Below are 12,936 nucleotides of genomic sequence, written 5' to 3' on the forward strand. Positions count from 1 at the left end.
GATGACGCGGGCGCCGGGGTCCGCGAAGACGACAGGGCGGGCCCGCGACGCGGACGCGGGGGTGACGGGGCGGGCCGGCGCCGGGGACCGGACCCGGTCGTCAACAGCCGCTTGACCGTTGACCAGGGCTCGGGGGTTCCGTGACCGTTACGAAATCACGGACATCGCAGCCGTGACCCGGCCGGGACCCGGCCCGGACCTGCCCCTTTCGGCACCCGAACACCCGTCCCGCACAGCGGAGTTGTCCGGGATTGTCGACGAGCGTGTAACAGCGGTTACGGGCCGGGGCGGGCGCGGCAGGCTCCCGGGCATGAACCACGACACCCCGCTCTCCCCCCACCCGTCGAGCCACCTCTGCGACGGCCGGCTCCGGTTGACGACCGCCGCGCGGTTGCGCGCGCACGGGATCTCCGCCGCCGAGACGAGCGCGCAGTGCCGTCCCGGCGGCCCCTGGCAGCAGTTGCTGCCCGGTGTGGTGCTGCTCCACCCGGGGCCCCCGACCGGCGAGGAACGGGTGCACGCGGTGCTGCTGTACGCGAGCCGGCCGCCTTCGGCCGGGCCGGCACCGGGCATCCCGGCCCAGCCGGAGGCGCGCAAGGCGCCCCGCCCGAAGCCGGCGGAGGCGATGGTCACGGGGCCGGCGGCGCTCGCGCTGCACGGTTTCGGCTCGGCCCCGCCGCTGCCGTCGCTGCACCGTATCGACGTGCTGGTGCCGCGCCCGCGCCGGCTGCGCTCGACGGGCTGCGCGCGTGTCCTGCGCACCGCCGACCTGCCGGTCCCCGAGCAGGTCGCCGTCCCCCCGGCTCCCGGCTCCGATCGGGCGGAGAACATCCTCGTGCCGGTGGCGCCGGTGCCGCGGGCGCTGGCCGACGCGGTGGCCGACCTGACGGACGCCGTCGTGGTCGGCCGCCTGCTCACCGAGGCGGTGCGCGGCGGTCACTGCGAACCGGCGGCGGTGGTGAGGGAGTTGACCCGGGCACGGCTGCTGACCCGACCGCACGTGGTGGACGCGGTGAGCGCGCTGCTCACGGAGAGCCGCGCGATCGCCGAGGAGCGGCTGTACCGGATGGTGCGCGAGTACGGCCTGCCCGAGCCGATGTGGAACGTCGACCTGCGCCTGCCCGGCGGCCCCCACCTCGGCGGTGCCGACGCCTACTGGCCCGAGCACGCGGTCGCCGTCGAGCTGGACACCCGCGTCTCCCGCCACGACGACGAGGCCCTGGAAGCGGAGTACGCCCGCAGGCGGGAGCACCTGGAGCGCCTGGGCGTCACCGTCGTGCGCCTCTCGCCCCGCGGGCTGCGCGAGTCGCCGGAGCAGCAGGCCGTCGTCGTGCGGACGGCGCTGATGGCCGCGACGGACCGCGACCCGGCCGCGTACGTCGTGGTGCTGCCCCGGTAGGGACCCGGGAAGGCGCCGGGAAGCCCCGGGGAAGGGGCGTCCCCGGATCCCCGGGAGGGCCGCCGGGGCGCCGGCGGCCCTCCCGCGTGCGCGGGTGGCGTCGCGTCGGCCCTTCTTCAGTCGCGTCAGCCCTTCTTCAGCAGCAGCTCGGTGTTGCGGTCCTCCGGGTCGCCCGCCAGGGCCCGGTTGGCGCCGGGGGCGTTGAAGGCCAGCTCGCGGTAGAGGGCGGCGAGGCCGGTCTGGGTGAGGTCGGCGAAGTCGGTGCGGTGCGGGGCCGCGGACTCCACGAGGGTGGTGAACAGGGAGAGGGTGCCGTCCTTGTTGTCGGCGATCTCGATGATGCGGGCGAGGTGGGGGTGGTCGACGTGGGAGGCAGTGGAGATCTCCCAGAAGGAGCGGCCGTCGGGGGCGGAGCGGGGGGTGATGACGTTCCGGTGGATGTGCCCGTTGACCCAGGCCAGGACGTTGGGGTGGCTGCCGAGCAGGGCGATCACCTCGGCGCCGTGGTGGCGGCGCTCGCCGGGGCGGGCCGGGTCGGGGCGGGTGTTGGTCATCGTCTCGCTGGTGTGGTGGCTGAAGACGACGGCGTAGGAGTCCCGGTTGTCGCGCAGCGTCCGGTCCAGCCACTTGAGCTGGGCGGTGCCGATGGAGCCCGCGTAGTGGCCGCCGGGGTCGGTGGTGTCGAGGCTGATGCCGATGACATCGTCGGCGATGCGGAAGCTGTAGTACTGGGTGCCGGCGTCGAGGTTGGCGGAGGAGTAGCCGTGGCCGACCGGGCCGAGGCCGGCGTGGGCCGGGTCGAGGTGGGCCTTGAGGTAGTCGGCCGGGGTGTACGGCGCCCGCTTCTCGTCCGGGGTGACGGGGCGCGCGGCGCGCGCGTGGGCCTTGAGGAAGTCGTGGAACCGCACGCCCTCGGGGTCCTTGGCGTTCTTGATGGCGTCCTGCAGCTTCTTGGCCTCGGTGGCGGAGACGCTCATCAGCTTCCGGCCGCCGATGGCGGCCTCGGCGAGGTAGGGGTCACCGTGGGAGCCGTAGCAGCCGAGCGGCAGGGCGTCGTGGTTGCCGACGGTGGAGTACCAGGGCAGGTTGAGGCCGGGGCTGCGCACCTCGCGGATCGCGGCGGCGAGGAAGCCGTGCAGGTGCGGGAAGCCGAGCTGCTTGTCGGCGTCGCGCAGGCTCGCGTCGGCCTGCCAGTACAGCTTCAGGCCGCTGTTCTGGACGCCCTCGTAGTGGCGCGGGTCGCCGGAGTTGGGGGTGATGCGGCCGCCGCTCATGACCTTCATGAACCATTCCAGCTCGGACCGGGCGTTGTTGTCCGTGTTGTCGCCGGTGGTCATGACGAAGTGCAGCGGGGCGCCGGTGGCGGGCGCGCCGCGCAGCGCGTTGATCCGCTCCACGAGCGAGATCGCGCCGTGCACGGTGAGCGCCTCGTGCGGCCGCCAGGCGCGGACGTCGTGGGCGCGCAGGTACTCCAGGCGCAGCGGGTGCTGCACGTCCGCCAGGTGCAGGTCGGTGAACTGCACGAAGGCCGCCAGGACGGTGCGGCGGTCGGCGCGGCGGGAGGCGGGCGCGGCCGGTTCGCCGCGCACGACGCGCTTCCAGCCGGGGCCGTCGCCGAGGCGCCGGTAGCCGGTGGAGGTGCGCGGCGCGGCGACGGTGGCGAGCGTGGTGCCCTTGGTGTAGGGGGCGAGGGGGGCGGGAGGGGCCTTTCGGGAAGAGGCGGCGGGGGCTTCGCCGTCGCCGGCGGTGCGCTGCCGCGGCACCGGCGTGCCGTCGGTGGGGCGCAGGGCGTAGCCGACTCCCGCGGAGAGGGACACGGCTCCGGCGGCGGCGAGGACGGAACGGCGGTGGACCCCCGGCACGGAGCCGGTCACGGTGTGTATGCGCGACATGGCGCGGCCTCCCGGAGTGCGAACGCGTCGGCAGGGGTCGCGGGGCGCGACCCCTGCCGCGCATCCCGCTCGCTCCGGATGCTTGGCATCGGGGATGACCTGCGCGTGAACGCGGCGGCAACGCGCAGCGCCGATCACCGTACGTGGATCTTGTCCTACCCTGCGCGTTCACGTCCGCTCGGCGGGCGGCAGGAAGACGGTCACTCCGTGTTCATCTTGCGGGGTACCCGACCGGTGTCCGGGCGCTGCCGCCACAGGGCGAGCCCGGCGTCGACCATGCCGGTGCGGGCCAGCGCGGGCACCGCGTCGAGGGGGTGCCAGGCGGCGAGGTCGGTGGAGCCGCCGGTCTCGGCGCGCAGAGCGCCGCCGAGGAGACGGACCTCGTAGAGGACCTGCACGGCGTGGTGGTCGACCGTACGGCGCAGGCGGCGGCGCGTCGTGCGGCGGTGGGCGTCCACGCCGAGGAGACCGGTGACCTCGGCGAGGTACCCGGTCTCCTCCTCGACCTCGCGCAGCACGGTGTCGTGAGGGTGCTCGCCGTGTTCCATGCCGCCGCCGGGCAGGGTCCAGCGCCGGGTGCCGTCGCGCGCCACCCAGCGGGCCAGCAGCAGTTCCCCCTCGCGGACGCACACCGCGTAGGCGCCCACCCTCAGTGTCCGTCGCATGCCACGACGTTACGGCACGGGCGGGCCGGGCGGTGAGCACTGCGGCGGCGGCCGGCGTGAGGGACGGGGGTCCGGGAGCGGGCGCCCGCTCCCTTTCGCCGCCGGCGCCCGTCCGTTCGGTCGCAGGCGCCCGTCCCTTCGGTCGCCGGCGCCCGTCCCTCCAGTCATCGGCGCCCGCCCCTCCGGTCGCCGGCGCCCGTTCCTCCTCATCCGCCGGGGCGGTTGAGGGTGCGGGGCATCCGCCGGGGCAATCGAAGGTGCGGGTCATCCGTCGGGGCAGCCGAGAGTGCGGGCGGCGGGCAGGGCGCGGGTGATCCAGGCGCGTTCGCGGGCCACCGCCGCGTCGCCGACCGCCCACAGCGGCGCGCCGCGGCGCGGGACGCCGACGAGGACGTGCTGCCCGCCGCGCGGCCGGGGCTCGGCGTCCGGGCCGAGGACGACCTCGGCCTCGGGCCCGCTCCGCTCCGGCCGGTAGGAGCGGGTCACCCGGACGGTGACCCGGACCCGGTCGGTGCCGGGGACGGGGGCGACGGCGGCGACCGTGCCCTCGGCGACGAGGCGGGCGCAGGCCAGGTAGTGCTCCGGCCCGGTCCCCTTGGCCGCGGAGGCCGCCTTGTCCGCGCTGCCGCCGGCCGCCGTGTCCGCTCCGCCCCGGACGGCGAGCCGGCCCAGGCCGAGCACGACCGCGCAGGCCGCGGCGGCGGCCAGGGTGCCCACGGCGAGGGCGCGCACACCGGGGTGGACGCGCCGGCGCGCGGGCGGGCGGACCAGCGGACGGACGGGCGGACGCGAGGGTGCGGGCGCCGGGACGGGCCCGGATCCGGGGGCGGGCAGCGCAGGCGCCGGGGCGAGCCCGGGCCCAGGGGCGGGCGACGCGGACGCCGGGGCCTGTCCGGATGCGGGCGACGCGGGCGCCGGGGCGGGCTCGGGCCCGGAGGCGGGCGACGCGGACACCGGGGCCGACCCGGAAGCGGGCGACGCGGACGCCGGGGCCGGCCCGGATGCGGGCGACGCGGGCGCCGGGGCGGGCCCGGGCCCGGGGGCGGCGGGGGCGGGTGGCGCGAGCGCGTCGCCGAGGAGGGCGAGCTGCTCGCGCAGGACGGCCACGTCGGCCGCGGCGGCCCGGTACTCGGCCAGGACGGCGGGGTCGGCGCGGGCCTCCTCCGGCAGCGGCTCGCCCGTGATCGCGGCCATCAGCGCGTCCCGGGGGGCGTCCCCCGCACCGGTTCCGTTCCCGGCCACGTCACACCACCTCGTCCTCGTGCAGCCGGTCGCGCAGCGCGCGGACCGCCGTGTGCAGCCTGCTCTTGACGGTGCCCTCCGGGACGCCGAGCTGCTCGGCGATGGCGCGCACCGGCAGGTCGGCGTAGAAGCGCAGCACGATCACCTGCCGCTGCGCGTCGGGCAGGGCGTCCAGGCCGCGGGCGACGGCCAGGGAGAGCAGCCGGCCGTCCTCGCCGGAGGGCTGGTGGTCCACCGGGCCCAGCGCGGACAGGCGCTCCCCGAGCCGTTCCTGGCGGCGGCGGGCCCGGTGCCAGTCCATGGCGAGGTTCGACGCCACGACCGCCGCCCACGCCGCGACGTCGCGCGGCGCCTCCCGCCCGCTCGCGGCCCGCTCCAGCAGCCGTAGGCGGACCTGCTGCACCCCGTCCAGCAGGTCCGCCTGCGGCACCCCGCCCAGGGCGAGCACCGCCCGCACCCGGCGTTCCAGGGCCGTGTCCAGCGGATCGCCCTGGTGCTCCCCGGCTGCATCGCCCCGCCGCTCCCCGGCCGCCCCGGGCGCATCGTCCCGGTGCTCCCGGCGGCGGTCCGCCCGCCGGCCGGGGCGCGCTCCTCCGCGCAGCACACGCCACCCCCTCACCGCGTTTCCCCTACGACGCCGGGGCGGGCGGAAACGTTCGGCGCGGCGCCACGGCGGCGGCGAGGCGTACGTCACACTCCGCATGACACTCCGAATGGGCCGGAGGGCGCCGGGGCAGGTGCGCGGCAGCACGGCTTGCGGCGTCGGTCCCCTTTTGGGGGAATTTCTGCAGCTCCCTCGGGGCTGCGGCGGCAGGACCGCGGCCGTGTCCCGTCCCCCCGGCGTCCCATTCCCCGAGCCGGCGGGCCAATGAAGTGGACAGCCGGGCCGGGGTCGGACGCATCATGGACGGGCCGCCGCCAGGCACACACGCACGTACGCAGCACAACAACGCAGCACAACGCAGTACCAACCCAGCACCAACGCAGAGGGAGTCGCCGTGAGGGTCGGAATCGTCGGAGCCACCGGTCAGGTCGGCACGGTCATGCGCAGGATCCTCACGGAGCGGAACTTCCCCGTCGACGAGCTGCGCCTGTTCGCCTCCGCCCGTTCGGCCGGGCGCGTCCTGGACGGCGTGACCGTGGAGGACGCGGCGAGCGCCGACTACTCCGGCCTGGACATCGTGCTGTTCTCCGCGGGCGGCGCCACCTCCAGGGCCCTTGCGCCGAAGGTGGCCGCCCAGGGCGCCGTCGTGATCGACAACTCCTCCGCCTGGCGGCGCGACCCCGAGGTGCCGCTGGTGGTGTCCGAGGTGAACCCGCACGCCGTGGCGCGGCGCCCCAAGGGCATCATCGCCAACCCGAACTGCACCACCATGGCCGCGATGCCGGTGCTGAAGCCGCTGCACGAGGAGGCCGGCCTGGAGGCGCTGGTCGTCGCCTCCTACCAGGCGGTGTCCGGTTCCGGTCTGGCGGGCGTGGCCGAGCTGCACGGGCAGACGCAGAAGGTGGTCGCCGAGGCCGACAAGCTCACCCACGACGGGGAGGCCGTCGACTTCCCCGAGCCGGCCGTCTACAAGCGCCCGATCGCCTTCAACGTGCTGCCCTTCGCCGGCAATCTCGTCGACGACGGCCTCAACGAGACCGACGAGGAGCAGAAGCTGCGGCACGAGTCCCGCAAGATCCTGGAGATCCCCGGGCTGAAGGTCTCCGGCACCTGCGTGCGCGTGCCCGTCTTCACCGGCCACTCCCTCCAGGTCAACGCCCGCTTCGCCCGCCCGATCACCCCGGAGCGCGCCACCGAGCTCCTCGCCGGCGCGCCCGGCGTCGCCCTGACCGACATCCCCACCCCGCTCCAGGCCGCCGGCAAGGACCCCTCCTTCGTCGGCCGCATCCGCCGCGACGAGACCGTCGAGCACGGCCTGGCCCTCTTCATCTCCAACGACAACCTCCGCAAGGGCGCGGCCCTCAACGCCGTCCAGATCGCGGAGCTGGTGGCGGCGGAGCTGAACAAGTAGCCGTCCGGGACGCGGCGGGCGGCCACCGGGGCCGGTGACCGCCCACCGCGTCCGCGCGTTCACAGCGCCAGGTGCCGTCTCAGGGCGGCGTCGATCTCCGTCATCCGCTGCCGGGGCACCCTGCCGACCCGCTGGAGCACACGCTCCGGGGCGACGGCCCGGACCTGCTCGCACTGCGCCTTGGAGTCCTTGGGAAGACGGCTCTCCTCGGCGCTCAGGAAGACCTGGAACGTGAGAACCCGCGCGGTGTTCGAGGTCAGTGGCACCACGGTCACGGCACCACGGTCACGACACCCCGGTCACGACACCCCGGCCGTGGTGCTCCGCGGACCTGTTGCGGACCTGTGGGCACCGTCGTTGGACACGATCACCGCGGGCCCGGCCTCGTCGGCCTCGCCGCCCCGGGCCGGCTCCAGGTCGATCAGGCAGATGTCACCGCGCCTCATCGGCGATCCCGTCACCGGCCGTCCGGTCCCACAGGGCGGCGTCCTCACTCGTGTCCCACTCGGCGAACGCCTCGGTGTACTCCTGCTCCAGCCGGGCGGCCCGCAGAAGGCCGACGGCGGCGTGTATCACGGCGGACCGGGATGCGGCGCCGGTCCTCATGGCGTACTCGTCCACGAAGGCGACGTCCTCCTGCGGCAGGCTCACGCTGATCTTCACACCTTCGATGCTGCTCGAGTATGACCACGGTTACCACCGGCCGGCCGTGCCACGATGCAGGGGTATCCCCACGGCAGGGCCCTGATCGTCGTCCGGCGGAGACGTCCCGTGGAAGGATGGCGCGACCGACACATCACGAGGAGATGACCGCGTGCCTGGCACAAACCTGACTCGCGAAGAGGCGCAGCAGCGGGCCAAGCTGCTCACCGTTGACTCGTACGAGATCGAACTCGACCTCTCCGGCGCGCAGGAGGGCGGTACCTACCGGTCCGTGACCACGGTGCGCTTCGACGTGGCCGAGAAGGGGGCCGAGAGCTTCATCGACCTGGTGGCGCCGACGGTGCACGAGGTGCGGCTCAACGGCGACGAGCTGGATCCGGCCGAGGTCTTCCGGGACTCCCGGATCGCCCTTCCGGGGCTGCTGGAGGGCCGCAACGTCCTGCGGGTCGTCGCCGACTGCGCGTACACCAACACCGGCGAGGGCCTGCACCGCTTCGTCGACCCGGTCGACGACCAGGTGTACCTGTACACCCAGTTCGAGGTGCCGGACGCCCGCCGCGTCTTCGCCTCGTTCGAGCAGCCGGACCTGAAGGCCACCTTCCAGTTCACCGTGAAGGCGCCGCAGGGGTGGACGGTCGTCTCCAACTCCCCCACACCGGAGCCGCAGGACAACGTCTGGGTCTTCGAGCCCACCCCGCGGATCTCGACGTACGTCACGGCCCTCATCGCCGGCCCGTACCACTCCGTGCACAGCGTGTACGAGAAGGACGGGCAGAGCGTGCCGCTCGGCATCTACTGCCGCCCCTCGCTCGCCGAGCACCTCGACTCCGACGCGATCTTCGAGGTGACCCGGCAGGGCTTCGACTGGTTCCAGGAGAAGTTCGACTACCCGTACCCGTTCAAGAAGTACGACCAGCTGTTCGTGCCGGAGTTCAACGCGGGCGCGATGGAGAACGCGGGCGCGGTCACCATCCGCGACCAGTACGTCTTCCGGTCCAAGGTGACCGACGCGGCGTACGAGGTGCGCGCGGAGACCATCCTGCACGAGCTGGCCCACATGTGGTTCGGCGACCTGGTCACCATGGAGTGGTGGAACGACCTGTGGCTGAACGAGTCGTTCGCCACATACACCTCCATCGCCTGCCAGGCCGCCGCGCCCGGCTCGAGGTGGCCGCACTCGTGGACCACGTTCGCCAACTCGATGAAGACCTGGGCCTACCGGCAGGACCAGCTGCCCTCCACCCACCCGATCATGGCGGACATCCGCGACCTGGACGACGTGCTCGTCAACTTCGACGGCATCACCTACGCCAAGGGCGCCAGCGTCCTCAAGCAGCTCGTCTCCTACGTCGGCGAGGACGCGTTCTTCCGCGGCGTGCAGGCGTACTTCAAGCGCCACGCCTACGGCAACACCCGCCTGTCCGACCTGCTGACCGCCCTGGAGGAGACCTCCGGCCGCGACCTGCGGACCTGGTCGCGCAAGTGGCTGGAGACGGCGGGCATCAACGTCCTGCGCCCCGAGATCGAGACCGACCGGGAGGACGGCACGGGCGTCATCACCTCCTTCGCCATCCGCCAGGAGGCCCCGGCGCTGCCGGCCGGCGCCAAGGGCGAGCCGGTGCTGCGGCCGCACCGCATCGCGATCGGCCTGTACGACCTCGACGACGCCTCCGGCAAGCTGGTGCGCACCGACCGGATCGAGCTGGACGTCGACGGCGAACTGACCGCCGTGCCGCAGCTCACCGGCCGTACCCGCCCGGACGTCGTACTGCTCAACGACGACGACCTGTCGTACGCCAAGGTCCGCCTGGACGAGAAGTCCCTCGCGGTGGTCACCGAGCACCTGGGCGACTTCGAGGAGTCGCTGCCGCGCGCCCTGTGCTGGGCGTCGGCGTGGGACATGACGCGGGACGCGGAGATGCCGGCCCGCGCCTACCTGTCGCTGGTGCTGTCCGGCATCGGCAAGGAGTCCGACATCGGTGTCGTGCAGTCGCTGCACCGCCAGGTGAAGCTGGCGATCGACCTGTACGCCGACCCGGCCGCCCGCGAGGCGCTGCTCGCGCGGTGGACGGAGGCCACGCTGGCCCACCTGCGGGCCGCCGAGCCGGGCGGCGACCACCAGCTCGCGTGGGCGCGGGCGTTCGCGGCGACGGCCCGCACCCCGGAGCAGCTGGATCTGCTCCAGGGGCTGCTGGACGGGTCGCAGAGCATCGAGGGCCTGGTGGTGGACACCGAGCTGCGCTGGGCGTTCGTGCAGCGGCTGGCGGCCATGGGCCGGTTCGGCGAGGCGGAGATCGCCGCCGAGTACGAGCGGGACAAGACCGCCGCCGGTGAGCGGCACGCGGCCACCGCGCGGGCGGCCCGCCCGACGCCCGAGGCCAAGGCGGAGGCGTGGGCGTCGGTCGTGGAGTCCGACAAGCTGCCCAACGCCGTGCAGGAGGCCGTCATCTCCGGCTTCGTCCAGACCGACCAGCGGGACCTGCTCGCGCCGTACACCGAGCGGTACTTCGAGGTCGTCAAGGACATCTGGGAGTCCCGCTCGCACGAGATGGCCCAGCAGATCGCCGTCGGCCTGTACCCGGCGATCCAGGTCGACGAGGACACGCTGCGCCGCACCGACGCCTGGCTGGAGTCCGCCGAGCCCAGCCCGGCCCTGCGCCGCCTGGTCCTGGAGTCCCGCGCGGGCGTCGAGCGCGCCCTGCGGGCGCAGGCGGCGGACGCGGCGGCGGGCGCGGCCGGGTCCGGGGCGTAGCGGGGGCGGGTCTCGCGGCCTTACGGCTCCCACGACTCCTACGGCTCCTACGACTCCCACGGGTCCTACGGGTCCTACGGCGCGGAGGGCGCCCGGTCTACGGCGAGGAGGGCGCCCGGTGCGGAACCGGGCGCCCTCCTTCCGTCGTGCGGCTCTGTGCTGTCGTACGGTCCGGTGCCGTCGTGCGGTCCGGTGCCGCCGCGAGGCCGAGTTCTCCGTACGGTTCGGTGCCGGCGTGCGGCCGGTGTCCGGGCCGCCGGTGGGCGGGCCGCCGACGGACGGGGGCCGCGACGGCAGCCGGCCCGCCACCGTCGCGGCGAACGCCAGGGCCATGCCCGCCAGTTGCAGCGGCGTGAGCGCCTGCCCGAGCGCGGCCCAGCCGACCGCGGCGGCGGTCAGCGGGGAGAGCGGGCCGAGGAGGGGCTGCGGCTGGTCGACGAGGCGGTCGGTGCCGGGCTCGCCGAGCAGACCGCGGTCCTGTCCGTGCTCGACGCCGAACAGGCCGGCCGGCCGGCCGATCTGCTGCGGGAACTGCTGCTGGCGACGGAGGGCGGCCCGGACGGCGCGTGAGCGGGGCGCCCGACGGCCCCGGCCCACGTTTGCGCGGCCGTCTCTCCTCAGCGGCCCACGGCGCCCATGTTCGCGCGACCGGCGTCTCCTCAGCGGCCCACGTGCGCGGTCAGCGCCTCCTCGACGGCCCCCGGGGCGGCGTCCTCCGCCGCCCAGGCCACGTAACCGTCGGGGCGCACCAGCACGGTCGTACGGCGGTCGCTCGCCCAGTGCCGTACCGCCAGCCGGTCCGCGCGGCCGGCCCCCTCCCCGGGGGCGTCCGGCGACCTGGGGGTGACGAGGACGAAACGGCCGCCGCGCAGGGCCTCGTACAGGCGGGTGCCGCCCGCCAGGGCGAGGTCGGGGGCGCGCAGGCCGACCGCGCGGTGGGCGCCGCGCGGGGCGCGGTAGCGGTAACCGACGCCGGTGATCTGGCCGACGGCCCTGCGCCGGACGGGGGCGACCGTGGTCAGGGCGGTGGCGAGCGCGGCGCGCAGCGCCAGGGTCCAGGGGCGCTTGGCCATGGACAGGCGGACGATGGCGCCGCTGCTGCGCAGGACCGAGCGGCCGACGGGGTGGCGCTCGGCCTGGTAGGTGTCCAGGAGCGCCTCGTCCGCGTGGCCCTTGAGCACGGCGGCCAGCTTCCAGCCGAGGTTGGCCGCGTCCTGCAGGCCGGTGTTCATGCCCTGGCCGCCGGCCGGGCTGTGCACGTGCGCGGCGTCCCCGGCGAGGAAGACCCGGCCGACGCGGTAGGCGGGCGCCTGGCGCTCGTCGCTGTGGAACCGCGACGTCCAGCGCGCGTCGTGCATGCCGTAGTCGCGGCCGAGCGCCAGCCGGGTGATCTCCTTGACCTCCGCCAGGTCGACGGGGGTGTGGTCGGGAACGTCGCGACGGCGGTGCCAGCAGATGACGCGGTGGTAGCCGTCGCCGAAGGGGGCGAGGAACGCGAAGGCGTCTCCGGTCGCGTCGACGGTCAGCAGCGTCCCGGGCGGCTCGGCCAGCCGCACGTCCGCCAGCACCACGGAGCGGATCACCGAGCGGCCGGGGAAGGGCAGGCCGACGGCGTCGCGCACGGTGCTGCGCATGCCGTCGGCGCCGACGGCGTACGCGGCGCGCAGTGTCTCCGTGGCGCCGCTCGCGGCGCGCACCTCGACGGTCACGCCGTCCGCGTCCTGGGTCAGCCCGGTGACCTCGCTCTCGTACCGGAACTCCGCGCCGGCCTTCGCCGCCCACCGCCGCAGGACCTTCTCCACCTCGTACTGCGGCAGGACGAGGACGTGACGGAAGCGGGAGCGGAGGGTGGTCAGGTCGAGGGTGAGGCGCTCGTAGAGGCGGAGCCGGTCGAGGGGGCGGCCGACCGCCTCCAGTTCGTCGGCCAGGCCCCGGGCGTCGAGCTGTTCGAGGGTGCGGGCGTGCAGGGTGAAGGCGCGGGAGAGGTTGCTGATGTGGTGGGGGCGCTTCTCCAGGACGGTCACGGGGACACCGGCGGTGGCGAGGTCGCCGGCCAGGAGCAGGCCGGTGGGGCCGGAGCCGACGACGATCACACGGGAGGTGGGGGACGCGGGAGGCGTGAGGGGGGCGGTGCTGTCGGTGCGGTAGTCGCCTGCGGTGCTGCCGGGGTCAGTGGTGCCGCTCATGACGAGCCTCCTGAGTGCCGGGACCGGGGGCCGGGTGCTGAGTGCTGAGTGCTGAGTGCTGAGTACCGGGTGCCGGGTGCCGGGTGCCGCTTGCCAACGTCTGTTCGCCCACACTGGTTTGC

The 12,936-nt window shown here is 74.9% G+C and carries 10 protein-coding genes and 1 pseudogene; 4 read left to right on the forward strand and 7 right to left on the reverse strand.

Translation table 11 applies throughout. From position 1 onward, the window contains the following. Positions 1–310: 310 nt before the first annotated feature. Entirely contained in the window at positions 311–1,399 is a 1,089-nt protein-coding gene (locus IE225_RS07105; protein WP_190056500.1) for a putative endonuclease domain-containing protein, read from the forward strand. Positions 1,400–1,524: 125 nt separating this feature from the next. On the opposite strand, the gene IE225_RS07110 is transcribed toward IE225_RS07105, so the two are convergent. The 4 genes from IE225_RS07110 to IE225_RS07125 all read right to left on the reverse strand — a co-directional run bounded on the left by IE225_RS07110 (position 1,525) and on the right by IE225_RS07125 (position 5,679). Beyond that, the gene (locus IE225_RS07110) at positions 1,525–3,291 is read right to left on the reverse strand and encodes a TIGR03767 family metallophosphoesterase (RefSeq protein WP_190056501.1); all 1,767 of its coding nucleotides are present in this window, start codon (positions 3,289–3,291) and stop codon (positions 1,525–1,527) included. Positions 3,292–3,491: 200 nt separating this feature from the next. Continuing rightward, a complete protein-coding gene (locus tag IE225_RS07115; RefSeq protein ID WP_190056502.1) occupies positions 3,492–3,956 on the reverse strand; it encodes an NUDIX hydrolase in 465 nt (154 codons plus the stop codon). Between the two features lie 264 nt (positions 3,957–4,220). Next, positions 4,221–5,198 carry a hypothetical protein gene (locus tag IE225_RS07120; protein WP_190056503.1) on the reverse strand — a complete coding sequence of 326 codons (978 nt, stop codon included), beginning with the start codon at positions 5,196–5,198 and terminating at the stop codon, positions 4,221–4,223. A gap of 1 nt (position 5,199) precedes the next feature. Then, entirely contained in the window at positions 5,200–5,679 is a 480-nt protein-coding gene (locus tag IE225_RS07125; protein ID WP_229879336.1) for an RNA polymerase sigma factor, read from the reverse strand. A 517-nt stretch (positions 5,680–6,196) separates the two neighbouring features. Here IE225_RS07125 and IE225_RS07130 point away from each other — a divergent pair. Further along, positions 6,197–7,213, forward strand: a complete 1,017-nt coding sequence (locus tag IE225_RS07130) for an aspartate-semialdehyde dehydrogenase (RefSeq protein ID WP_190056504.1) — start codon at positions 6,197–6,199, stop codon at positions 7,211–7,213. 59 nt (positions 7,214–7,272) lie between these two features. Here the strand turns inward: IE225_RS07130 and IE225_RS07135 are convergent. Both IE225_RS07135 and IE225_RS07140 read right to left on the reverse strand, forming a co-directional pair. Continuing rightward, positions 7,273–7,659, reverse strand: a pseudogene (locus tag IE225_RS07135) (type II toxin-antitoxin system PemK/MazF family toxin). After that, positions 7,646–7,876, reverse strand: coding sequence for a ribbon-helix-helix domain-containing protein (locus tag IE225_RS07140; protein ID WP_190056505.1), 231 nt, complete (start codon positions 7,874–7,876; stop codon positions 7,646–7,648). Before IE225_RS07140 ends, IE225_RS07135 begins: the two are co-directional and overlap by 14 nt. 151 nt (positions 7,877–8,027) lie before the next feature. On the opposite strand from IE225_RS07140, the gene pepN reads away from it, so the two are divergent. Together pepN and IE225_RS07150 are read left to right on the forward strand one after the other, a co-directional pair. After that, positions 8,028–10,628, forward strand: a complete 2,601-nt coding sequence (gene pepN, locus IE225_RS07145) for an aminopeptidase N (RefSeq protein ID WP_190056506.1) — start codon at positions 8,028–8,030, stop codon at positions 10,626–10,628. Positions 10,629–10,970: 342 nt separating this feature from the next. Next, positions 10,971–11,198 carry a hypothetical protein gene (locus IE225_RS07150; protein WP_373303141.1) on the forward strand — a complete coding sequence of 76 codons (228 nt, stop codon included), beginning with the start codon at positions 10,971–10,973 and terminating at the stop codon, positions 11,196–11,198. 89 nt (positions 11,199–11,287) lie between these two features. Here the strand turns inward: IE225_RS07150 and IE225_RS07155 are convergent, their stop codons facing one another. Then, positions 11,288–12,814, reverse strand: a complete 1,527-nt coding sequence (locus IE225_RS07155; protein ID WP_190056507.1) for an FAD-dependent monooxygenase — start codon at positions 12,812–12,814, stop codon at positions 11,288–11,290. Positions 12,815–12,936: the final 122 nt, after the last annotated feature.

Source organism: Streptomyces echinoruber, assembly GCF_014651135.1.
GTDB lineage: Bacteria > Actinomycetota > Actinomycetes > Streptomycetales > Streptomycetaceae > Streptomyces > Streptomyces echinoruber.